Genomic DNA, 22,698 nt, shown 5'->3' with positions numbered 1-22,698 from the left:
GAACCATTCGTAACAATGCTTGAGTTCGGTGCGACAAGTGGTCTGCGAGCTGGTGAGCTTGCTGGATTGCGTGTCCGTTCGATCGATTTCGAACGTCAAGTCGTGGACGTAACCGAGCAGGCTGACGGACATCACACCGCGTTTGGTTGGCGACCCCTGAAGTCTGAGAAGTCTCGGCGAACGATCCCGCTGCCGGATTCCACGATTCGAGCTATCGAGGCGCATCTCGAATCTCATCCGGACTACGGCCCGAGCACGCCGCTGTTTCGTGCCACTCAGGGCGGTCAATGGTCGAGCGCGCACATTGCGAAAGTGTGGCGAGCAGTGGCTTCGGAGGCTGGCGTTGAGAATCACTCCTGGCATTCGTTACGTCACTTCTTTGCGTCCGCGTTGATCGCGTCAGGTGCTTCGGTGACGACGGTTCAGCAGAGGTTGGGTCATGCATCGCCAATGGTGACGTTGGCGGTTTATTCACATCTGTGGCCAGGGGAGGACGAGAAGACCCGCGCTGTGTTCGATGGTCTGCTTTGAGTGCAGGGATTGCATTGAACTAAGTCACTGAGCTAACTCAGGTGTCCGAATTGGCGCACCTCGCCTATGTCGGTTGCTTCACGGAGCGCTCACTGAATCCTCACTGAATGCTCACTGAGCGCTCACTGCAAGTAGCTCTGGCCCGGCCGCCCCAGAGCTACTTTGCGCCGATTCCCGACACCTTCGGGAATGCTCCCGACTATGTCGCGACTGCCTGGATCCGTGGCGGGCGCTAGCGCTTTGCTACAGCAGGCGCTTAGGAAGTGCTTAGCGGGTGCTAGCGCTTTGCCACAGCCGGCACCGGGAATCTTCCCGCCTCCGGGAAAAACCTTCGCCGTGCGCCGAAGGTTCTTTTCGCCGACTTTAGGCCAACTGTGTGGCCTGAGTTTGGCTGTAGGATTCCGCAGGCTACCTGCGGTGATGGTGTTTTGTCCCGGCGGGAATCCTCGGGGAGTCCCCGCATGTGTCCCCAGGGGACATGTTGTTGCAGCAGTCTGTTGCAAGTTGTCGCAAAGGGCCGTCGCAGGCAGGCCCGTGGCGAATTATTGAGAGTCTCTGTAGACCCTATTTAGACCCAGTGGAGATGTAACGGAGCCTGTAACGCACGTGTAGCGCCGTTACATGTGGTGGTCATGGCAGGTCGGCGAGGTATTGCTTGGCATGAACTGTCACCGCGTCGGCGTAGATCCGGCGTGCAGTGAGGAGGGGCCCGATCGAGGGTGGGGCCACGAACCCAGGGCTACCGTGGGCAGCGTCGGGGCTTTGGTGGCTGAGTCCATCAAAGCGGACCCGCAACTGTCGAACCGTGAACATGCCAAGCGGACGGGCGTCGATAAGACCACCGTCAGCGCGGTTCGTGACGAACTTGAGTCAACTGGTGAAATTCACCAGTTGGAGCGAACAGTCGGGGCGGACGGCAAAGAACGTCCTGCCACGAAGCCTCGGCCGGTTGTCGATTCCGCACCACGACAGCCAGATCCGTCAATCGACCATTCCAACCGAGAAACTGAATCCGCGCCAGGCATGACAGCCGACGAACTCCTTGTCTCCGACCTCGATGGCTTCGAGGTGTCGATTGTGGACCAGGTTGCTCAGATCAACCCATATAGCTTTTGGGGCTTAATGGGTTAGTTTCCCGCACACGGACACTCGGTCCCGTTGAAGCCTTGTTGTCACGAGTTTTGCGGCTGCAATCTCGGGCTGCTCGGGTCGCCATTCGTTGCTACGAGGTACGCGGCGAAACGAGAGAGGGCGTAGTCCAAAGTGGCTGGCCCACCCCCTCAGACGGCGTTTTACGGGATCCCGTAAAACGCCCAGTGACGTTGTTGCCACTGTTGTGCGCTGATGCCATGGCGCGCTCGATGATCTTGGCGAAGTCCTCCATCGGGAATAGCCAGTACCGGACTGAAGCTTCCCGACGCTGGGGACCCTTTGGATGCATAAGGTCGAGTCTGCGATTAGAAATGTGACAGACGGCACGCCGATGCGCCGCACGATGTGTGTGCTGACAGAGGCGTGCTGGGTTTTTCATCGATCTGACTCGCAACATCTCGCGTTATGTGTTTCTGTCGGCCACTAGGTCTAAGCTTGCGGTGGAGCGGGACGCGGTGTAGCATGCCGATTGAGCAGACTCGCCGGGGCGACAACTAACAGTCCCCGCATCGCAGCTCATTCTTGTGACGCAACGCCCGCACAATGCGGATTTCGTTGCGTCATTCTTCGCGCCGATTTGTCGGCTACAGCTCTACCCGCTGCCAGGTGGGGGATCCTTGTCAATTTCACAGCGTCAGATCTAACGCTGCATGCCGTTAAGGCGTGTGGTGCATTCCCGCTTTGTCAACTCGATCGAGTGCAATCGATCGTCAACTACGTAGGAGATTATCACATTGAACTTTGATGCTTTTCGATCCGATCACGGTGCCGCCAAGGTGTTGCTGAACGCAACAAATCGGGTGGTGCTGGTCTAAATGTCCGAGTTCACAGTTACGTCAGAGACGCAGCGCCGCAAAGGGCACAAGCCCTTTCAGCGCTTTTTGGTCTCTCGCCAAAGGGGCAACGGCCCAGCTGGCGTGTGGTCGATGAGCCCGACGGCTCTTCAGGACCTCGCTGATCAAATTCACGATGCCCTCCTAGCTCACGAGGAGGAAACTTATGCCGGCCACCGGCGTCCTAGAACCACCACTGACGCCTCAACTCGATGAAGCACTACCGGCCCAGTATGTCGACGCTGTCCACGACGGGGTCAGGGGTAAGCGGCCCGAACAATTCGGGATGCTCGTCTCGATCTGCATGGCTGCCCAGATTCGAGGGTGGAGTCGGGAGCGAACCGAGTCTCATGTGTGCGATCCGCTCAAATCCGGTCTGTGGAGGCAGCTTTCCGTCGACCACAAGGGAAAAGAGTTCCCTGCTGGGAGTGCGGCGCGGGCGTTTCGCGATGCATGGGATCGAGCCCAGGAGCACCTTGATGATCCATACAACTCTTTCGATATGCGGCAGAAGGCGGTTGAGGAGGCGTTCGCGGTCGTGGATCTGCTCGATGATCCGGATTTGGACTTGGGTTTGAACGAACCGCAGAGGGCGACTTTGTGTTTCGTGGCCAATGAAATCGTACGTCGTGAGCGGAGGTCGGTCACCTGCCCGACGCGGGATGTCGAGGCCGCAACGGGTTTCAACCGGCAAAGGATTCGGACGGCGTTGGGCAAGCTGGTTCAACTTGGATGGCTCGAAAAATTGTCCAGTGGACATTCTGGTGCCAGGCATGGGAAGGCGGCGATCTTTGCGCTGGGTCCATTGGCGCGGTAGCTCTCCGAGTGGCGATCCCTCTATGGGTTGATTTCGGGGTGGTAAATCTTTCCAACACTCACTGAATCCTCACTGAAGGCTCAGTGAGTCACCGGATCCTCGATGGAATCTCACGACGTGAGGAAATTCTTCACGTCTCCGAACGTACAGATTGGACACCAGAACAGGAGGAAGAATGGCAGAGACAACGTTTATGACTGTGAAGGACCTTTCGATGCGATGGGTGATCTCCGAACGAAGAGTCCGTGACCTCGCGGCGTGCGGAGAAGTTCCTGCGATGCGGATCGGAAAGTTGTGGCGATTCAACGTGGACAAGATCGTGGCTTGGGAGAGGGCCAACGCGTAGTTGCACCAACCGAACTGAACAGATCTGTGCCTTCGAATAGGAGAACTGTGTCAAAACTCGAACAACCCCAGGCAGACCCACGTGTCGCCGAGTTACTCGTCGCAGCCCCTCCTCTCACCGAGGAACGGAGGAGTCGATTAGCTGCACTCTTCCGTGCAGAAACCGGCGAATCTTGACGTAAACCGGCTCGTCCGCAGCTATGCCACCATTCATATGTAGCGGATTAATCCGTTCGAGATAGCGAAGCCACCCCGACAACACCTTGGGGTGGCCCTTTTTATGCCTACACAAAGACCGAACTCACACTTAGAAAAGAGAACACCCTATGGAACAGGATTGGATCACCCGATACGAGGCTGCTGATCGGTTATCCCGATCAAAGCAGACAATCGCCCGCTGGATCACGCAGAACGACATCGAGCAACGAGGCCAAGGTAGGTACGCGAAGTATCGACTATCTGACCTCCTTCGCATCAAACATCAGAGTGAGGCCAACAAGGCCAGTGGACGATTCAGTTCCGAGCGGCAGCCGGAAATTGCGGGCCGGCCGAAACCCGATATGGCTTACGGACGATAGAAATCAAAAACTACCTCGCGATCACGCGGGTAGGTAGCCTTCATTAAGGAGTTCACATGAATATCGTTGGAGTCCACCGGTATGCGGACCATTTCCCTATGTTGTCGGATGGTGAGTTGGATGAGCTGGCGGAGTCGATCAAGTCGGTCGGCTTACTCCATCCGCTGACAGTCACCAATGACGGCCTGTTGTTGGATGGCCGCAATCGCCTAGAAGCGTGTAATCGGGCCGGCGTCGAGGCGCGTATCGACGTCTACGACGGCGATGATTTCGCTGAGTTCGTCATCGCCTGCAATGTCGGGCGTCGTCACATGTCCACTGGTGCCCGGGCTATGTCTACGGCGTTGGTGTTGGAAGCGGACGGACGTAGAAATGACGGCCGATGGAAGCGCGGCAGCGTCCAGATCGGAGATAATGGAGAATCCTCTATTAACTCGGCCTGGATCAAGGCGTTGAAAGACGCTGGCATCGTCCTGGACTTCGCTCCCGAGTTTGCTGAGCAGGTGGTGGCTGGCACCCTCGCCCTCGATGCGGCCTTCAAGAAAGCATGCGAGAAGCGGGATTACGAAACGTCGCTGCTCGAAGAAGAGAAACGTGCGGAGCAGCGCGAGACCGATGCACGCGCCTTCCTCGAAGCCAAAGCGCCTGACTACCTCACAGACAATGAACCACCATCCGTGTCAAAAGCGCGCTGGGAAGCGGACTTCAAGAGGGAGGCCGCGACGGCTCGACGTGAAGCTGAGGAAGCCGAACGCGCCGCCAAAGCCGAACGCGACATTCGCTACAGCCTGTACACCGGCTGCGCACAATCCATCCTCCCGCTCGCAGCGAAACGCAACATCCCAGCTGCAGAATTCATGGACGGATTCAACGCTAAGGAGTTGGCCGACCTCAACGCATCCGCATACACCGCCGACAAAATTGAGGGCGCGATCAGCTTCCTCAGCGACCTCCTGGAGTGGACAAAGAAATGAACCAAGACCTCAACAAGTTCTTCAATGAGACTGTCGCCCAACTGGCAAACGACGCCGGCGGCATCGACGAGACACACCTATGGTCGTCGGTCGAAGCGGACTTCCGATCCAAGGTCGCTGCTGGCTATTTTCCCAACCTAGACCCGATCGCCCAAATGGTAAGGGCGCAACAGAAACGGTGGGTTGACTACTCGCGGAGCACGTTTAACCGCAACCTGGCGGAACTAGTTCAACTATTGAAGCAAGCGGGAGAAGGGCTTTGGGGTTCCGCCTCGAAGCACCTAGAGCTTCCGGTGCGCGTCAACGGGGTGATCATCCCGACGGGGAGCTTGACCGCAGAGGACCTGCTCCACCTGTTGGAAAATCGTCGCGGCAATCTTCAGAAGCAGCAAGGCGCATTCGACAACTCGGAGAACTCAACGGCATATCTGGTCGACGCGATGTCGATAACTGGTTCCCGGGTTCTCAGTGGGGTGTTCCTTGACTCCATGGCCGTTGCGGCATAAACAGGCTCGGGTGACTGGACCGTAAACTTTAGTTGTAGCTGGTTTGAAGTTGGGTGTCTCAGATACTAATCGCGACCGGCCAAACCAGCTGCTGCATCCCCGCCCACAAAGGGCGGAAGATCTGCCCCGTTACGCAAACAGGCAAAGCGGCATTCCACAAAGGAATGTGTGTGCGAGTTCAACTCTCGCACGGGGTACGGCTCACATGTCGGTGTGAGAATCTGCGGGCGTTGGCCAGTCGCGGCAGGTTGGTGTTGACCCGGTGAGCTTGTGGGTGGTTCCCGTGGTCCGCCTTGGCGGGTGGTGGTCTGGTTGAGACCACCACCCTGCCTCAGTCGTTGTAGCTCAGTTGGTAGAGCGCTCGGTTGAAGTCCGAGAGGTGGCAGGTTCGAACCCTGCCGTTGACACACATTGCATCGAAAGTACATACCGGGTGGTATTAAATGAAGTGGCTCGTGACATGATTCCGTAGCAGTCGTCACTGAGCGAAGGGGTCAACGGCATGCCACAACTACAAATGCGGTTGCAGTTGGATTGCGCATGATTCCGCCCCTCGACCCCACGACTGGACATCTTCCGCTCGGGCGATACCGATGCGCGCTCGAAGAAATTGAAGCCCGTTTCGTGGCGGATCCACAGTTTGCTTCGTCAGTCACGCGACGCGATCGGTACGAGGGCCTCGCGAACTACATCGAGGCTTGGAAGTTCATACAGGGCAAGGTTGGCGATCCCGACGTTCTGATGTCGTTGTGGATCGGCGGAAGCTTCACCTCCAGCGTATTAGACCCCGATGATGTCGATGTTTCGCCGCAGGTGAATGGACTCAAGCTAGCCGCTCTCAGCGGGAAGCCCGGCACGAAAGCGCTCAAGACCCTGTTTGGGCACCGACCCACGGTGGTGTCGGAGTACGGAGTGGAGCCGTTCCCGATAACGTGGTACCCAGTAGCCTCGCCGTTCGCTGGCACCTGCTCAATTTTGGAGGCAGACTACTACCAGACGCGGGGATCGCTGGACGACTTCTGGCAAAGGGTCCGGCCAGCCGGCCCCAAGGTTGCGCCTCGCATTGAGGACGCACCCTCGCGTCGCGGATACCTGGAGGTGATTCTGTGAGCAAGGTCGGACGCGCGGCGGAATCACACAGCTTCCAGCCGCCGAGCTGGTTGTTGGACGACGCGGTGGAGGATGACCTGGCGGGAGCAGCTCGCAAAGCGGTCGTTGAGGCAATGCGCCGGATTGCGCCGACCGCGGCTTACCCGCTTCGGCTCGACGTTCGACTATTCGGCGGATCAGTCCAAGACGGGGTGTTTGACTTCAGCGCGAGCCCCGTTTTGCAGAGGCTCGATCAGGAACTCCAAGCCGCTCTGCCTGAGGAACTTCGGGATAGTGCTCGCCTTCAATTCGTGGGTGTGGGTCAGGGAAGCGTCATAATCCATGCGTTGCCGCACTTTGTGGCTAAGGCGGAGGAAGGCCAACTTGATCTCGGCGTGGTGTCGAGTGTCGAGGCGGCGCTGGGCCAAATCCTTGACCTACATGACTCCATTGAACGACAGAGTTCCGAGATCAAGGCCCCTTCCGAGCGGTGGGAGAACCTTCGGAAATTGGTGAAGGCTCTCGATGCAGCGGACGTCAACCTCGAAGTTGACTTCTTAAGCCCACATGGGGCGCGGAGAACTTCAAAGATCAGCGATGTCGGAAGAGAGTACGCGCGTAATCTTTTCGAACGAAAGCCACGTGTATTTACCGAGCAGATCAATGGATCCGTCTACGGCGCAGAACTCGATGGCAAGGTCATTATCAAGGTCGACAAGAGAAGCAAAGTGCTTGTCGAGTCGGTCCCCGAGGGCGCGCTTGGTGGGGACGCCTTCAGGCTTGGCCGGTACGTGAGGGTCTTGGTTCAGACCACGGTCGAGGCCGACGACGTGGGTGGTCAAGCCGTCGAGACTCGCGTGTTCCAAGAATTGGTCAGTCACGATGCGAAGTTGACCGATGAGGTTGCTCCTTGAGGAACCTTGCGGGGTTCGGATTCCATAACCAGGATTGGCGTATACGCGAGCGCTGATCGCGGAGTCGATTAAGGCCGACCCACAACTGTCAGATCGCGAGCACGCCAAAAGGACTGGTAGCCACCACACAACAGTGGGCGGCGTGCGAAGCGAGCTTGAAGCCGAGGGTGGCGTGGCTAGATTAGCCACACGAACTGACTCTAGCGGACGGGAGCAGCCTGCTTCGAAGCCTCGTCCAGTCGGGGCTCCTGAACCGTCGCAGAGAGATCCGTTGGAGTATGCACCGGAACCTGAGACAGAGATCGCGCCAGGATGACAGCCGACGACCTAGATCAACTGCCCTGCAACACAAGGTTTTAGCAGATGTAGAACTAAAACTGGTGTGTCCCTGTGACTGTCATGATGGACATATAAGCCTTACAGCCCACGCGTCAAACAAATCTTGCCCTGCCAACCTTCGGGTCAGTGGGGCTTTTTGTGTCCAAAACCAGGCGGGGAGCAAGTTGAAACCCACCACAGCGCAAGCACTCACCACATACCGTGACGAGCTGGACGAAGCACGATTCGACCCCGATGTGATTGATCATCTGGTGATGGATGCTGCACACGTGATTGTGCGGTCTCAAGGTTTAGGTGTTCGATCATCCACCCCTCTCAACGCTGAGGATCAGCCGGGCAACGGCTTCTGCATCAGCGAAGACCGCAAGGTCATCAACTACCTCGGCGAAAACTACTACGCGCGAGAACCGGATACGGCGCAGTTCACTTACCGCCCGGACACTCGTGTGGCGGTGAATGTTGGCGGGCACGAGTTGCCGTCGCCGTCTGCGATTGTCAAAACGTCTTTCGAAGAGGCACTAGCGGCGTTTAGCTCCTCCATAAATCGATGACCTGGAGGTGCCCGTGAAGCTCTTCGTAGATGACGAGCGTCCCGCGCCCGACGGCTGGGTGCTGCGCATGACTGCGGAAGCCGCGATCGAGACGCTTCGAACGCACCGACTCCTGCGGCAGCCGATCGACTGCCTGTCCCTCGATCATGACCTCGGGTATGCCACCGACACAGTGATGCCCGTCCTCCGCTGGATGCAGAAGTACAACTTCTGGCCGGTTGAGTTGTACGTGCACACAGCCAATGAAGACGGCGAGGAAGTCATGCTCGGCTTCATCGAGGCGCACGCTCCTGCTGGGACTTTGAAGGGCTACGGCTGCAACTTCTGGGGAACTGGCTGCGACTCGCAGGTGCGGAACTGGATAGGCGGAGGTGCCCGTGAGTGAACGACTGACCCGGGCATACGAACAACTCGACGCCGCGATCAACGAACTCACCACCGCAGCCGACGAAGCCGAAGGCACACGAGAATCCTGGATCGTCTCTCATTACGCACTCGTGGTTGGGCAGCAACGCTTCACAGATGAAGGCACCGTCGACTCAACCCAGTACCTAGCGCTGCCTTTCGGTGGACCACTCACCTATTCCATCAAAGGGTTGCTGAGTGAGATCCCGGAGTTGATCGGGCAGACAGAAGAGGCAGACCTCGAATGACCCGCACAGGACCGAAAGGCATCTACAGGATGAAGCTCGAATCGATCGCCAGAATTGCTCACGAAGCGAACCGCGCCTTGCAAGTTGAGACAGGCGATCCAGCTGTGTCACCCCATTGGGACGATGCCCCGTCGTGGCAGCGAGAATCTGCGGTTGACGGTGTTCGCAAGGCGATTGACGGTGCAACGCCAGAACAACTGCACCAGTCGTGGTGCGAGTTCAAACGCGCCGATGGCTGGCAGTCCGGGAAGGTGAAGGACGCCGACGCCAAGACTCATCCATGTCTCGTTGACTATGGGAACCTGCCCGCTGATCAGAAGCTGAAGGACGACGTGTTCTCAGCTGTAGTCAGTGCGCTTGCAAGTGAGGTGTCAGCATGAAGCCGAGCATCGGACGGATCATCCACTACCAGTCCTACGGAACACCAGGCGGTGAATACCTGCCTGAAACTCGGGCGGCCGAAACAAACTGCCGGCGAATCTAAAACGCAGAAACAAATCTAAACAGAAACTTCTCAATCAGATTTTTTCTAATCAGATTTTTTCTGAAACAAAATCCGCGGACAACAGTTGGCAGCACGAGCATCGCCAGCACGGTGAGCACACCGACGAAGGCAGCTCACCAAACGCGGAGAAGCCGGCGAGAAGACACAACCCCCAACACGGACACACACGCACACCGGCTACCGGACCACCACACAGGCCAGCAGCCAACGGGCGCAACACAACAGCACCCAGCATCCATACGCGTCGCACACGTACACACAGGGCACAGGCACCCGCACACAGGGAACCAGACAGCCCCACGCAGACAACAGCAACAGACACGCCAACGACACGATGAGTATGCGAGGTGAGCACCCATGCCACGAGCACGCACACGCGTCTGCTCACAACCCGGATGCCACCACATGCAACCAGAGCCCGAATGCAGGCAACACAGGGCACAGCGTGACGCCCACCAATGGGCAACCACACCCACCAAGCGCACACGCACAGCCGCTGAGCAGAAGCGCAGAGCCGCAGCAGTAACCGAACATCGAACACGCGAAGGCAACTGGTGCTCCGGACACAACAGACCAGGACACCCCAGCGCCGACCTCACAGCCGACCACATCCAAGACATCCAACACGGAGGCTCACCAACAGGACCCCTCCAAGTCCTCTGCCGGGCATGCAACAGCTCCAAAGCCGGCACACGCCCAAGCCCCTGACCAGCACAAACGCAAACCGTACGCAAAGCGAACGACCAAGCTGACCTGCACCAACGCAAGGGGTGGGGGCAAACCCCCAAACGCGAAAACGAAAATCACCGCGGGTGAGGGCGCGCAATGGTGCGAATAGTTCAAAAGTTTTCAGGCCGGCGCGATGCTGGCTTGGTTTGATGCGGCGCGATGCTGCTGAAGGTGGTGGTTGTGGTGGCTCGTGGTGGTGCTCGTAGTAGGTCTGGGCCGCAGCCTGATCCGACTTCTGGTCGTTCTGATCGGCGTGGTGTGGGTGGTGGTGTGGTGTTGCCGGCTGAGGGCTATTCGGGGCCGGTGCCTGATTGGCCGTTTGGGTCTGGGACTGCTCGTGAGCTTGAGGTGTGGGGGAAGGCGTGGGAGTCGCCTCAGGCTGCTGCGTGGGCTAGGGAGTCGTGGCGTTGGGAGACGGTTGCGATGTGGGTTCGGTGGAAGGTTCGTGCTGAGTCTGCTGATGCTGGTCCGGGGGAGGCTACGGCGATGTTTCGTTTGGCTGATCAGGTGGGGATGTCGCCGGCGGGGTTGCGTGAGAATGGTTGGTCGATCGCGTCGGATGAGGTTGGCGTTGTTCGTGAGGAGAGTTCTGGTCCTGTTGTTGCGGTAGGTCCTCCTGAGCGTCGGTTGCGGGCTGTTGATGTCGGGCAGTGAGTTTGTGGTTGATTTTCCGACGTTGGGTGATTTGCAGGATGGGTGGGTGCGGCAGCATTGTCGTGTCCCGAATGGGTTTCAGCGTGGTAAGCCGTTTGAGATGGCTGACTGGCAGTTTTGGTGTACTGCTAACCATTACAGGATTCGGTCGGATGCTGAGTGGGTTCCTGAGAATCCGTTGTTGAATCAGGCGTTTACGTATCGGCGTTCGCAGATTGTGGCTCCGCAGAAGACGGGTAAGGGTCCGTGGTCGGCGGGGATTGTGGCTGTGGAGGCTGTTGGTCCGAGTTTGTTTGCTGGTTGGGCTGGTGAGGGTGATGGCTATGCCTGCTCCGATTGGGGTTGTGGGTGTGGTTGGGAGTACCCGTATTTGCCTGGTGAGCCGATGGGGATGCGTCATCCTTCGCCGTTGATTCAGTTGACGGCTACGTCTGAGGATCAGGTTGCGAATGTGTATCGCCCGCTTGTGGCGATGATCAAGTTGGGTCCGTTGTCGGATTTGATGTATCCGCGTGAGGGCTTCATTCGTATTGCTGGTGAGTCTGGCGATGATGATGGTGACCGTATCGATGTTGTGACTGCGTCGGCGAATTCGCGTCTTGGTAATCCGATTAGTTTCGCGTTGCAGGATGAAACCGGTCTGTACACCAAGACGAATAAGATGGTGAATGTTGCTGATACGCAGCGTCGTGGTGCTGCTGGTATGGGCGGTCGGACGTTGGAGACCACGAACTGTTGGGATCCGTCCGAGAATTCGGTTGCGCAGGCTACGTATGAGTCTCAGGTGCAGGACATTTTCCGGTTCTATCGGAAGCCGCCGGCTGGGTTGTCTTATCGGAATAAGCGTGATCGTAGGAAGATTCACCAGTATGTCTACGAGGGTTCGTGGTGGGTGAATCTGGATTCGATCGAGGCTGACGCGGCCGAGATTTTGGAGCGTGATCCGGCTCAGGCTGAGCGGTTCTTCGGTAATCGGCTGGTGTATGGCCAGGGGTCTTGGCTTCGTGATGGTTTGTGGGAGTCGAGGTTCGCTGGTGTCGAAGAAAGAGGCGTTGCCTAATCCTGCTCCTGGAACTGCGATTTCGTTGGGTTTCGACGGGTCGGAAAATAATGACTGGACTGCGATTCGGGCTGAGACGCGTGATGGTTTTCAGTTCACGCCGTTGTATGGGCCTGATCGGTTGCCGACGATTTGGAAGCCTGTTGATTGGGGTGATCAGATTCCGCGTGGCGAGGTGAATGCTGCTGTGGATGAGATCTTTTCGACGTGGCGTGTTGGCCGGTTCTATTGTGACCCGCAGGACTGGTATTCGGAGATCGGTGATTGGTCTCTTGCTCATGGTGATGGGCATGTGTCGGAGTGGCCGACGAACAAGATTGATCGAATGTTTCACGCTATTAGGCGTTTTGAGACGGATCTGGCTAGTGGGCGAATCACTCAGGATGGTTGTCCGATTACGGCGATCGCTATGGCGAATTGTCGGAAGGTCGCGAAGCCGGGTCAGAAGTATGTGTTGGGTAAGCCGGCGGATCATCAAAAGATTGATCCTGCAATGGCTTCCATTCTTGCTCATGAGGCTGCGGCTGATGCTCGTGAGGCTGGTTGGTCGGACGCTCCGAGTAGCCGAATGATTGTTTTCTGAAAGTGGGTGGTTGTGCCGATGGCCGACACTGTGAACGCTATTGACCTGATCCCGGTTCTTGAAAAGGGTTTGACGGCTGATCTGGCGAATCTGACGAAGTGGGACAACTATTTGGAGGGCGAGCAGCCTCTCAAGTACATGTCTGAGGCGATGAAGGAAGAGCTTGGTGACACCGCTGTCGAGTTGGTGTTGAACTGGGCTCGTCTGGTTGCTGATGCGTATGAGAACCGTTTGGATGTCGAAGGTTTCCGGTATGCGGACTCGGACACTGAGGATGCAGATCTGTGGGCGTGTTGGCAGTACAACGACATGGATGAGCAGTCTCAGCAGGGGCATCTGGATTCGTTGGCGTTGTCGCGAGCCTATGTGCTGATTTCCTCGAATGAGGAGAAGGACAAGCCGCCGCGGAATACGGTCGAGTCACCGTTTCAGGTGTGGGCGCAGCGCGATCCGAAGACCCGCAAGGTGAATGCGGCGATCAAGAAGTGGAAAGACCTGGACAAGGTCGAGCATGTCCTCGTGTACACGCCTGCTGAGACAGTGGAGTTCGTCAAAGACGGTGGCGACTGGAAGCAGGACGGGTTCGAAGACAAGCACAACTTTGGGATTGTTCCTGTTGTGCCGCTGGTCAATAAGCCTCGCCTGTTACGTCCGGATGGGATGACGGAGTTCAGGGACATCATTCCGTTAGCTGATGCGGCGAACAAGATGGCTACGGACATGATGACTTCGGCTGAGTTTCATGCGATGCCGCGCCGGTGGGCGTTCGGGTTGAAGGCGAGCGACTTCGTTGACCGTCAGGGCAATCCGGTGAGTTCGTGGTCGAAGATCAAGGGGCGTCTGTGGGCGTCTGAGAACAAAGATGTCAATGTTGGCACCTTCCCTGAGGCCGACCTCGCGAACTTCCATGGCACGATCAAACTGTTGGCGCAGTTGACTTCCCAGATGGCTGCGCTGCCGCCTCATTACATGGGGTTCAACAGTGACAACCCTCCTTCGGCGGATGCGATGCGCTCTTCGGAGTCGCAGTTGGTGAAGAAGGTTGAGCGGAAGCACACGTTCCTCGGTGGGGCGTGGGAAGACGTTCAGCGCATCAACTTGATGTTCATGCGAGGGAAGCCTGAGTTGGAGGATCGCGATTACCAGTTGGAGACGGTGTGGCGTGATCCATCGACACCGACTGTGGCGCAGGTTGCTGATGCTGCGGTGAAGAAGTATGAGTCTGGTTTGGTTCCGTTGGAGCAGACGCGTATCGATCTGGGATACAGCGCTACTCAGCGGGAGCAGATGCGGAAGATGGATGAGGAAGTCTCTCCTGCAAATCAGATTGCCGGCATTGTGAAGGCGAATGCTGCCTGATGCTGCGGCCGCGCACTACGCGGAGCAGCGGGGGATTACGGCTGAGGTGTTGGGGATCGCCGCCGATATGTGGGGTTCTCGACCGCCTTCCGATTTCGATGCGTGGTTTGACCGGAATTTGCCGATGCTTATGCAGTTGGTGGCGTCTGGTCAAGGTCGGGCGATGGCCGGGTCGGGTGTGTATGTCGCTGATGTGCTGGACGAGTTGGGTATTGGCGTTCAACCGGATGCGGTGCCGAATCTTGATGGCTTGGTCGGTGTGGCCTCTGATGGGCGTGCGCTGGAGTCGTTGATGTACGGCGCTGTGGTCACCGCTAAGGGCCAGGTTGCTCAGGGTGCGTCTACGGCTCAGGCGTGGGCGTCGGGGCTTTCTGCGTTGCTTGTGAGGATGCAGGTACAGGTTGCGGATGCGTCTCGCGCTGCAACGTCGCTGCATATCGCGTCGAGGCGACGAGTCGGGTACGTGCGAATGCTCAATCCGCCGTCATGTCCGCGGTGCACAGTGTTGGCGGGCACGTTCTACAAGTACAACGTGGGGTTCCTTAGGCACCCGGGGTGCGATTGCCGGCATATCCCCTCTACGGAAAACCGCTCCGGTGATCTGACCACCGATCCGAACGAGTATTTCGAGTCCCTTTCTGTGGAGCAGCAGGACCGGCAGTTCACTGTTGCTGGCGCTCAGGCGATTCGCGATGGTGCTGACATTAGTCAGGTTGTGAATGCACGTCGGGGGATGTCCACGGCGCAGGTGTTCGGCGAGGAGCTGCTTGCGACTCACGAAGGTGTGACTCGTAGAGGTGTCGCTTACCGGGCGATGTCGAACGCGGGGTCTGCCCGTAGATCGACTGATGTTCGCGGACGACGTTACTTTCAGGCGAGTACACCCAGGTTGATGCCTGAGTCGATTATGGCGATGGCCGAGGATCGTCCTGATGCATTGCGTCTCCTGAAGCTGTACGGCTACATGGCAGACGAGGTTCCTGTGCGATCGAAGCCGGTTCCTTTGACTAGCGCTGGTGGTGGGAAGCCTCCCGTCAAGCCTCCGACGCGTGGTCAATCGATCCAAGGCGGCGATCCGCCCCGTAAAGGCAAAGTGGACCGCACGCAGGTCAAGCATGTGGAACAACACGAGTTGGACACTGCCGAGCGGCTGGCGCTGCTGGGCCAGAACGTGACGTTCCGGCCGCCGATCGCAGCTCGCCGTGAAGATGTTCTGATCGAGGGACCTGATGGGGCTGTCGCTTGGGAGTTCAAATCGCCTACATCTTCCAGTAGAAACACCATCATGCGGCAGATCACCAAAAGCATGGGTGAACAGGCGAATCGTTGGATTCTGGATATCAACCGGTCGGATATCAGTTTCGAGGCAGCTGAAGAGCTGTCTTCGAACTTGATTGGTAGATATGCTGATGTGCACGAGATCTGGATCATCGGTGCCGCCGGCGCGGATGGTTTGCCGTTACAACGAAGGATTGGAGGCTCTGATGGCTAACGTCGATTACGTGGAAGTGTCAGGTGCTTCCTCCCTGAATGATGTTGTTTCGGCGGTTTCGGATGTTCTCGGGGCTGCGGTGCTGGATGGGCCGCAGCCGTGGATGACCCCAGATGATCGCACTCGGGTGGGGGTTTCCCCGGACCCTGAGGATGCCGGCACTGTGTTGGTGGAGATCTACTACGCGGGTGGTTTGGCTGCCCGCCGGCGGTGCGCACAGTTCATCTTCGATGCGCTGGTTGCGCGTACGGGGTGGGGTTTGCTGTTGACGTCTGATGACGCTCCGGGTGAGGGTGTTGTTGCTGAACGGGTCCGCTCTGCTGCGTAAGCGTGCACTTGCTGTTGAACCCCGAAGTGTTTGATGCTTCGGGGTTTTTTCATGCCCGAAACCGGTGAAATCTTGGTAACCAACGCGAGTTGGTAGATCCCAATCTTTGAGGCCCTGTGAGCTTTCTGCTCCGGGGCCATTTTTGTACCCAAATTCTTTTGGCCACGGTCTGTGGCTGTTCTCAATCCCGTCCGGGCGATCCGGTGCGGGCCAATTCCCCCGCGATGGAGGCGTTCTACCTATGTCTGAAGTTACCCCTGCTGTTCCCGTTGTTTCTGATCCGAATGTTGTGCCGCCGGTTCCTGGTGTCACTCCTGAGGCCGTACCTGTTGTGCCTGCAGCTCCTGTGCCGACTGCTCCTGTTGTTCCGGCCGCGACGGCTGAACCTCAGTATCCCGAGGGTCTCGGTGACCCCGGCAAGAAGGCGCTCGATGCCGAACGTGCACGTGCAGAAAAAGCTGAACGAGATTTGAAGGCTTTGCGCGACAAGGCTGCTGCTGATGCGAAGGCGGCTGAGGATGCGAAGCTGTCGGAACTTGAACGGGCGCAGAAGATTGCGACTGAAGCGACCGCTGCGGCGGAGAAGCAAGCGCAGGAGAATCTGCGTCTTAACTTCGCTTACAACAACGGCGTCCCCAAGGAATGGGTGAATCGCCTCGAAGGCTCGACTCCTGAAGAACTTGCGGCTGACTGGGCGATCCTGCAGCCGACGTTGGTGGCCCCGGTGGCTGCTGTCGATCCGAACGCACCTCGCGTTCCTGCTCCGGTTCCGTCTCCGGGACCGCAGCCCGGCCCAACCAAAACCGAGGGCGACCTCGTCTATGAGGGGATCTACGGATCTCTTCCGAATCGAAAGTGAGATAACACTTATGGCTGATCATATTCCGTTCTGGAAGCCTGGCGCAGATGTGACGTTGACAGCTTCGGCTGCTGTTACTGGCGGTCAGGTCGTGATGATTTCCGGCAACGACAGTGTCGCTCCTGCCACTGCTGCTTCGGCGGCGTGGTTTGGTGTTGCAGCGTTTGATGCGGCTGCTGGCGACAAGGTGACCGTTCACCGCGGGGGCGTACATCCGCTCACCGCTTCGGGTGCAATTGCGGCTGGTGCCAACGTGATTACCGCTGCTGCTGGCGCGGTCGCCACTGTTGGTGCCGGCACCCCGGACCAGGTTGTTGGTATCGCGGTTTCGGCTGCTGCTAACGGCAAGGTGTCTGTCGCACTCCGCTGACGCACCCCGTTCTTTCAACTCAATTCTTCGAAGCCTGCCACATCTTTGTGGTGGGCTTCTTTAGGCTCTGGAGGGCCGAAAATTGGCTATTACTTATCCCGCTGGTCCGCCCACGTTCTCGGCGGATGTCGCGACGATCAATCGTTTCCTGAAGGATCCGACGCTTGTCGCGGCTCGCGTGAACGAGATCGCAAGTCAGCGTTTCATTTCTGACTTCATTCTGACTTCTCGCCAGGATGTGTCGGGTGGGGCGATCGTGTTCGATCAGGATGACCCGCTTTACACGGATCGTCCGGTGCAGGCTGTTTCGCCTGGCGCTGAGTACCCGCTGGCTGGTGTCGGTTCGGGTACCCCGCAGGCGGTTCGGGTCACCAAGTGGGGCCAGGACGTGCCGATCACGGATGAGAAGATCAAGCGGTCGAACTTCTCCCCGGTTGAGAAGGCGTTCAACGTCATTGTGAATCAGCTTGTGAAGACAGTTGATTCGTTGTCGCTGTCGCTGATCGCGTCTCAGGTCACTGCTGCCCAGAATGTGACGGATGGTGCGTGGGCTAGTTCCACCAAGATTCTTCGCGACATCATGCTCGCGAAGGCGAAGGTGAAGGGCCTGAACAAAGGCTATGACCCCGACGTTATTGTCGTGGATGACCTCACGTGGGCTCTCCTCGCGTCTGATGACAAGCTGTCGACTTTGATGGCTCGTGAGGACAAGGGTAACTCGGTGTACACGGGTGAGTTCCGCACCATTGCGGGTCTGACGATTCTCCCGACCCCGAACCTGCCTGCTGCCGGCGCATGGGTTATTGACACCAACGCCCTCGGCGGTATCGGTGACGAGAAACTCGGTGAAGGTTACGTCGGCGACACCGTTGAGACGAAGTCGATTCGCGACGAGGACAACGATCAGTGGCGTGTTCGTGGCCGGCGTGTGTGCGTTCCGTATGTGAATGAGCCTGGTGCTGCTATCAAGATCACCGGAATCTGAGGGGTTTGAGTATGTCCTATGTTGTTGTTGCGCCCCTTGTCGGGGTGAATGGTGCTGATGGAAAGCTGAAGTACCTGTATCAGGATGCGGTTGTGCCGCTTGACGTGTCGGAAGCGGATGTTGCGCGTCTCGCTGCGGGTGGCCTGATCGAGAAGCTTGAAACCGAAACGGTTGAGGCTGAGACGGTCGAGACCGAGAAGGTTGAGCCTGTTGTGAAGACCACTCCCGCAAAGGCAGCCCCCAAGAAGCCCGCAGGGGCATCGAGTGACGGCACCGCTTAGCCCGCTCATCACAGTTGAAGACGTTCAGTTTCGTCTGGGGGAAACCTTCGATGATGCTGAACGCCTTCAGGTTGAGTCGTTGATCGACTTCGCGTCGGCTCGACTGCGTGCGTATCCGCTGGACATTGACACCCGTATCGCGCAGGGCTCGCTGAGTTCTGCGCTCGTTACGGGGGTCCTGGTCACTGCGGTGGCTCGCGCTGTAGATGCTATGCGAGTGGGGTTGCGGGTCCGCTCGGAACAGTACCCGGAGATCAGCACCACCTATGTGGATGTCGATCCGTCGCTGATCTTCTTCTCCGCTGATGATCTGGCTGTACTCGATCCAGCGGTGGGAGTTCAATTCGGTGGCGCTTTCACGATTGTGCCGGGCTGATGTCGAAACTACCTGAGAAGTGGGTGTTGTTGCAGGACAACCCCCCAGAGCTTGATCCGTCTACGGGCAATCGACGGCCTGTTGCCCCTACTGAGGTGCCGTGGACAGGCCTGCTGCAACAGCGACAGCTCGCCTCGTCATCCGTTGATGCCGGCAACGTGGAGATCGTGGATGGTCACGTGGTGAGTTCGTATGTGCTGCTGTTGGATCCGGTAACAAAATGCCACTCGTGTGATTCAGCTTGGTTTAGGATGCTTCATTCGACCCGGATGCCGCGCGTGCAGTCGTCACGATCGCTCAGCCGTAGACTTTAAGCCTGTTCCGTTTGCGTTGGCTGCCATTGCGTCCGCACAGTTGAGAGCAATCAGGTCGAACGGCCTTCTGTACGGCGAACGCCCCACCTGACTATGCGACAGGTGGGGCGCTTCATCGTTCGAATGGCTATGGACTTACATCCGAGCCTCTGAAATTTCAGAGGGCGACGCCCGAATCCGCCCACCATTCGCGGAAGGCGTCCACGTCAGCACCGCTTCGTTCGATCCACGACGCGACCAGTTCGCGCACCTCGCACGAACGCTGATCTTGTTCCACCGACGCGAGGAACCGGTATGCCCTGGCCTCCTCAACATCACGCGCTCGCTGTGACTCAACCCGCCACGACCGCGATTCAACAGTCGGATCCAAGGTCTCGACAGCGCGAACGCCATCCAGAAGAAGGCGCAGAAGCCATGGTGACTGTTTGGCATCCACGATCACCTGTTGGTCTGCTTGGTTGATGACAAGTTGGTGGCGTGGGCCGAGCATTGTGTCGACGACGGTGCTTACTGCGATTGCGAATTCATTGCACACTGCTGTGGCCGAAACTCTGCCAAGCCAGTGGGTCAGTTCGATGTTGCTCATGTCTCTAGCTCCGTGTCTGCGGGAGCGCCATTAGGCGCTGAGAAGTCTTGTGAGGGCTTAGCTTTGGTGACCGCAGAGGGAGTAGCGGGAGGGAAGGGCAGAGCGTTCCCCGTTCGCGATTGGAACGGGGACACTCGCCGTGCCGCGTCGGTCACTGCGGTCGGTTGGTTGATGTGTCCACGCCTGGCGGGTATTAGTCGCAGGGCGTCAGGGCCGGTGTGTTCACAGATGCGCTACGGCTGCCACGCCGTTCCAGCTCGGGCCTGCCTTGGACCTGGTGTCATCTTGTGATCGAGATGATGCTTATTCCCAGCAACGGGAGACGGCACCAGGGGCTAGCTGGCCCACCCGAAATATCTCTCGGGCGCAGGAGGTCGATCTGAGTTCCGAACGGGGGAGTGGTGATCTACGGGTGCCGGATCGGTCCGAGCATCACTGGCTTCGCCACTTGGATCAGGCGTGCCAGCCCAAGAGGACTAGGACCTTCAGTGCGCCGTAGACGACGGCGTAGCTGGCGAAGAGGATCAGCATGACGGCGGTGGCTTCACGCACGTTTCTGCTGGTAAAGAGTTTGTCGGTGGGTGTCGATACAATCTTGGTACGGTTCACGGGAAGTTGGATTCCTTCGTTCCGAGGCTCCGGAGCTGGTGTTAGCGCACCAACCGGGGCCGATTTGGTTTGTCGGATAACATCGAGGGATAGAAGCCCGAATGGCCTGTGGGGGATCTGAGAGAGATTCCCGAGGTCGTACTCAAGAATTCCCAGCTAGGAGACCCACGGCGTGGCCGAGTTCATTTACACGATGAAGAAGGTGCGCAAGGCGCACGGTGACAAGGTCATCCTCGATGACGTCACGATGAGCTTTTACCCCGGCGCGAAGATCGGTGTCGTCGGACCGAACGGCGCTGGTAAATCCAGCATCCTCAAGATCATGGCCGGACTGGACCAGCCGGGCAACGGCGAGGCATTCCTGGCTCCGGGCGCGACCGTCGGCATCCTCATGCAGGAGCCGGAGCTCGACGAGACCAAGACTGTTCGCGAGAACGTCGAGGACGGTCTCGGAGAGACGATGGTCCAGCTCAAGCGGTACAACGAGATCGCCGAGCTGATGGCTACGGATTACTCCGACGAGCTCATGGAAGAGATGGGCGAACTGCAGGAGAAGCTCGATCACGCAGATGCGTGGGAGATCGACTCGCAGCTCGAGCAGGCTATGGACGCCCTGCGCTGCCCCCCGCCGGAAGAGATGGTCACCCACCTCTCCGGTGGTGAGAAGCGACGCGTTGCGCTCTGCAAGCTGCTGCTGAGCAAGCCCGACCTCCTGCTCCTCGATGAGCCCACCAACCACCTCGACGCCGAATCTGTCCTGTGGCTCGAGCAGCACCTCGCTGCTTACCCCGGCGCAATCCTCGCCGTGACTCACGATCGTTACTTCCTCGATCACGTCGCGCAGTGGATCTGTGAAGTAGACCGCGGACGCCTGTACCCGTACGAGGGCAACTACTCCACCTACCTGGAGCAGAAGGCTGCACGCCTCGAAGTTGCCGGCAAGAAGGATCAGAAGCTGCAGAAGCGCCTCAAGGACGAGCTCGCATGGGTTCGTTCCGGCGCCAAGGCCCGCCAGGCCAAGAACAAGGCTCGTCTCGATCGCTACGAGGAAATGGCGAACGAAGCAGAGAAGACGCGCAAGCTCGACTTCGACGAGATCCAGATCCCGGCACCGCCGCGCCTGGGTGACGTGGTCGTGGAGGTCTCGAACCTCGACAAGGGCTTCGACGGTCGCGTTCTGATCAAGGATCTCTCGTTCACGTTGCCGCGCAACGGAATTGTCGGCGTCATCGGCCCCAACGGCGTCGGTAAGACGACGCTGTTCAAGACCATCGTCGGTCTCGAGGAGCCTGACGCCGGTGAGGTCAAGATCGGTCAGACGGTCAAGCTGAGCTACGTCGACCAGAACCGTTCCGGAATCGACCCCAAGAAGACGGTCTGGGAGACCGTGTCCGACGGGCTCGATTTCATCGTCGTCGGCCAGACCGAGTTCCCCTCGCGCGCGTACATCAGCTCGTTCGGTTTCAAGGGCCACGATCAGCAGAAGCCGGCCGGCGTCCTCTCCGGTGGTGAGCGCAACCGCCTGAACCTGGCGATGACGCTCAAGCAGGGCGGCAACCTGATCCTGCTCGATGAGCCCACCAACGACCTCGACGTCGAAACCCTCGGCTCGCTGGAGAACGCTCTCGAAGAGTTCCCCGGCTGCGCCGTCGTGATCTCGCACGATCGCTGGTTCCTGGACCGGACTTGTACCCACATCCTCGCGTGGGAAGGTGGCTTCGGCGACAACGAGGCAGCTTGGTACTGGTACGAGGGCAACTTCGAGGGCTACGAGGCGAACAAGGTCGAGCGACTCGGCCCCGACGCCGCACGCCCGCACCGCGTGACTCACCGCAAGCTCACCAGGGACTGATCCGGTGTCCGACGTATACACAGCGCAGATCCAGGTCCGGTGGGGCGATTCCGACCGGTTGGGTCACGTCAACAACACGCGTTACGTCGAGTACATGCAGGAAGCGCGCATCCAGTTCCTGGAAGCGAAACTGGCGCCGCTCGGCGGCCGGCCGGGATACCTCGTGGTTCGAAAGATGACCGTCGAGTTCCTCAAGCCGGTCACCGATCGGTCCGGTCCCTTGAATGTGGAGATCTTCACGACTCACGTCGGGACTTCCTCGTTCACGGTTCGGCACGTCATCCGTGACAACGCGGGTGTCGAATGCGCTTTCGGCGACGCGTTGATGGTCGGATTCGACACGGTGTCCGAAAAGTCCAGACCGCTGGCGGACAGCGAACGCGCGGTGCTCGAAGCATCGCTTGTTCAGATGACGACATCGTAGATTTCGTTTCTCAGTTCACCCTAGGTACTGGTTGCCGCGGCTAGTCTCGA

General features: G+C 58.4%; 27 protein-coding genes and 2 tRNA genes. 28 read left to right on the top strand and 1 reads right to left on the bottom strand.

The features are described from left to right. The first annotated feature begins 15 nt into the window (after window positions 1-15). The 26 genes from ACN50D_RS26660 to ACN50D_RS26535 all read left to right on the top strand — a co-directional run bounded on the left by ACN50D_RS26660 (window position 16) and on the right by ACN50D_RS26535 (window position 18,863). Window positions 16-531: a site-specific integrase gene (locus ACN50D_RS26660; protein WP_249342908.1), complete on the top strand. Its 516-nt coding sequence runs from the start codon at window positions 16-18 to the stop codon at window positions 529-531. A 107-nt stretch (window positions 532-638) separates the two neighbouring features. Beyond that, window positions 639-767: a hypothetical protein gene (locus ACN50D_RS26655; RefSeq protein WP_276116649.1), complete on the top strand. Its 129-nt coding sequence runs from the start codon at window positions 639-641 to the stop codon at window positions 765-767. Between the two features lie 529 nt (window positions 768-1,296). Continuing rightward, complete coding sequence (locus ACN50D_RS26650; RefSeq protein ID WP_211921285.1) at window positions 1,297-1,662, top strand: hypothetical protein; 366 nt, start codon at window positions 1,297-1,299, stop codon at window positions 1,660-1,662. A 1,020-nt stretch (window positions 1,663-2,682) separates the two neighbouring features. Next, on the top strand, window positions 2,683-3,333 hold the full coding sequence (locus ACN50D_RS26645; RefSeq protein ID WP_211921283.1) for a hypothetical protein: 651 nt from the start codon (window positions 2,683-2,685) through the stop codon (window positions 3,331-3,333). A gap of 175 nt (window positions 3,334-3,508) precedes the next feature. Further along, window positions 3,509-3,679 (top strand): helix-turn-helix domain-containing protein, encoded by a 171-nt coding sequence (locus ACN50D_RS26640; RefSeq protein WP_211921281.1) that lies wholly within the window; start codon window positions 3,509-3,511, stop codon window positions 3,677-3,679. Window positions 3,680-4,004: 325 nt separating this feature from the next. Further along, on the top strand, window positions 4,005-4,256 hold the full coding sequence (locus ACN50D_RS26635; RefSeq protein ID WP_372450122.1) for a helix-turn-helix domain-containing protein: 252 nt from the start codon (window positions 4,005-4,007) through the stop codon (window positions 4,254-4,256). A 56-nt stretch (window positions 4,257-4,312) separates the two neighbouring features. Further along, window positions 4,313-5,230 (top strand): ParB N-terminal domain-containing protein, encoded by a 918-nt coding sequence (locus tag ACN50D_RS26630; RefSeq protein WP_211921279.1) that lies wholly within the window; start codon window positions 4,313-4,315, stop codon window positions 5,228-5,230. Further along, window positions 5,227-5,736 carry a hypothetical protein gene (locus ACN50D_RS26625; RefSeq protein WP_211921277.1) on the top strand — a complete coding sequence of 170 codons (510 nt, stop codon included), beginning with the start codon at window positions 5,227-5,229 and terminating at the stop codon, window positions 5,734-5,736. The genes ACN50D_RS26630 and ACN50D_RS26625 overlap by 4 nt, the downstream gene beginning before the upstream one ends. A 123-nt stretch (window positions 5,737-5,859) precedes the next feature. Continuing rightward, window positions 5,860-5,933, top strand: a tRNA-Leu gene (locus ACN50D_RS26620). A gap of 137 nt (window positions 5,934-6,070) precedes the next feature. Next, window positions 6,071-6,143 (top strand) — tRNA-Phe (locus tag ACN50D_RS26615). 133 nt (window positions 6,144-6,276) lie between these two features. After that, a complete protein-coding gene (locus ACN50D_RS26610; protein WP_372450121.1) occupies window positions 6,277-6,846 on the top strand; it encodes a DUF6932 family protein in 570 nt (189 codons plus the stop codon). Then, the gene (locus tag ACN50D_RS26605; protein WP_211921273.1) at window positions 6,843-7,739 is read left to right on the top strand and encodes a hypothetical protein; all 897 of its coding nucleotides are present in this window, start codon (window positions 6,843-6,845) and stop codon (window positions 7,737-7,739) included. The genes ACN50D_RS26610 and ACN50D_RS26605 overlap by 4 nt, the downstream gene beginning before the upstream one ends. A 503-nt stretch (window positions 7,740-8,242) precedes the next feature. Further along, window positions 8,243-8,629 (top strand): hypothetical protein, encoded by a 387-nt coding sequence (locus ACN50D_RS26600; RefSeq protein ID WP_211921271.1) that lies wholly within the window; start codon window positions 8,243-8,245, stop codon window positions 8,627-8,629. Between the two features lie 13 nt (window positions 8,630-8,642). Further along, entirely contained in the window at window positions 8,643-9,014 is a 372-nt protein-coding gene (locus tag ACN50D_RS26595; RefSeq protein ID WP_211921269.1) for a cyclic-phosphate processing receiver domain-containing protein, read from the top strand. Continuing rightward, window positions 9,007-9,282: a DUF7213 family protein gene (locus ACN50D_RS26590; protein WP_211921267.1), complete on the top strand. Its 276-nt coding sequence runs from the start codon at window positions 9,007-9,009 to the stop codon at window positions 9,280-9,282. The genes ACN50D_RS26595 and ACN50D_RS26590 overlap by 8 nt, the downstream gene beginning before the upstream one ends. After that, window positions 9,279-9,662: a RyR domain-containing protein gene (locus ACN50D_RS26585; protein ID WP_211921265.1), complete on the top strand. Its 384-nt coding sequence runs from the start codon at window positions 9,279-9,281 to the stop codon at window positions 9,660-9,662. Before ACN50D_RS26590 ends, ACN50D_RS26585 begins: the two co-directional genes overlap by 4 nt. A 1,494-nt stretch (window positions 9,663-11,156) precedes the next feature. Next, window positions 11,157-12,230 (top strand): terminase, encoded by a 1,074-nt coding sequence (locus ACN50D_RS26580; protein WP_211921263.1) that lies wholly within the window; start codon window positions 11,157-11,159, stop codon window positions 12,228-12,230. Further along, complete coding sequence (locus ACN50D_RS26575; RefSeq protein ID WP_257230614.1) at window positions 12,205-12,813, top strand: terminase; 609 nt, start codon at window positions 12,205-12,207, stop codon at window positions 12,811-12,813. Before ACN50D_RS26580 ends, ACN50D_RS26575 begins: the two co-directional genes overlap by 26 nt. Before the next feature lie 18 nt (window positions 12,814-12,831). Continuing rightward, on the top strand, window positions 12,832-14,172 hold the full coding sequence (locus ACN50D_RS26570; RefSeq protein ID WP_211921261.1) for a phage portal protein: 1,341 nt from the start codon (window positions 12,832-12,834) through the stop codon (window positions 14,170-14,172). Further along, window positions 14,162-15,664 carry a hypothetical protein gene (locus ACN50D_RS26565; RefSeq protein WP_211921259.1) on the top strand — a complete coding sequence of 501 codons (1,503 nt, stop codon included), beginning with the start codon at window positions 14,162-14,164 and terminating at the stop codon, window positions 15,662-15,664. Before ACN50D_RS26570 ends, ACN50D_RS26565 begins: the two co-directional genes overlap by 11 nt. Beyond that, window positions 15,657-15,992: a hypothetical protein gene (locus ACN50D_RS26560; RefSeq protein ID WP_211921258.1), complete on the top strand. Its 336-nt coding sequence runs from the start codon at window positions 15,657-15,659 to the stop codon at window positions 15,990-15,992. Before ACN50D_RS26565 ends, ACN50D_RS26560 begins: the two co-directional genes overlap by 8 nt. A gap of 241 nt (window positions 15,993-16,233) precedes the next feature. Next, window positions 16,234-16,851 (top strand): hypothetical protein, encoded by a 618-nt coding sequence (locus ACN50D_RS26555; protein ID WP_211921256.1) that lies wholly within the window; start codon window positions 16,234-16,236, stop codon window positions 16,849-16,851. A 10-nt stretch (window positions 16,852-16,861) separates the two neighbouring features. After that, window positions 16,862-17,221: a DUF2190 family protein gene (locus tag ACN50D_RS26550; protein WP_211921254.1), complete on the top strand. Its 360-nt coding sequence runs from the start codon at window positions 16,862-16,864 to the stop codon at window positions 17,219-17,221. An 82-nt stretch (window positions 17,222-17,303) separates the two neighbouring features. Further along, window positions 17,304-18,206 (top strand): hypothetical protein, encoded by a 903-nt coding sequence (locus ACN50D_RS26545; protein WP_211921252.1) that lies wholly within the window; start codon window positions 17,304-17,306, stop codon window positions 18,204-18,206. An 11-nt stretch (window positions 18,207-18,217) separates the two neighbouring features. Further along, complete coding sequence (locus ACN50D_RS26540) at window positions 18,218-18,487, top strand: hypothetical protein (RefSeq protein WP_211921250.1); 270 nt, start codon at window positions 18,218-18,220, stop codon at window positions 18,485-18,487. Beyond that, window positions 18,471-18,863, top strand: coding sequence for a hypothetical protein (locus ACN50D_RS26535; protein WP_211921248.1), 393 nt, complete (start codon window positions 18,471-18,473; stop codon window positions 18,861-18,863). The genes ACN50D_RS26540 and ACN50D_RS26535 overlap by 17 nt, the downstream gene beginning before the upstream one ends. 471 nt (window positions 18,864-19,334) lie before the next feature. On the opposite strand, the gene ACN50D_RS26530 is transcribed toward ACN50D_RS26535, so the two are convergent. Next, entirely contained in the window at window positions 19,335-19,763 is a 429-nt protein-coding gene (locus ACN50D_RS26530) for a hypothetical protein (RefSeq protein ID WP_211921246.1), read from the bottom strand. Window positions 19,764-20,544: 781 nt separating this feature from the next. Here ACN50D_RS26530 and ettA point away from each other — a divergent pair. Then, the gene (ettA, locus tag ACN50D_RS26525; protein ID WP_007730925.1) at window positions 20,545-22,224 is read left to right on the top strand and encodes an energy-dependent translational throttle protein EttA; all 1,680 of its coding nucleotides are present in this window, start codon (window positions 20,545-20,547) and stop codon (window positions 22,222-22,224) included. 4 nt (window positions 22,225-22,228) lie between these two features. Continuing rightward, on the top strand, window positions 22,229-22,648 hold the full coding sequence (locus ACN50D_RS26520; RefSeq protein WP_003944475.1) for an acyl-CoA thioesterase: 420 nt from the start codon (window positions 22,229-22,231) through the stop codon (window positions 22,646-22,648). Window positions 22,649-22,698 lie beyond the last annotated feature (50 nt).

This window comes from Rhodococcus sp. SB1D (assembly GCF_048573875.1).
Classification (GTDB): Bacteria; Actinomycetota; Actinomycetes; order Mycobacteriales; family Mycobacteriaceae; genus Rhodococcus_F; species Rhodococcus_F qingshengii.
The sequence above is the reverse complement of the archived record's forward strand: the minus strand, read 5'-3'. Positions and strand labels throughout refer to the sequence as shown.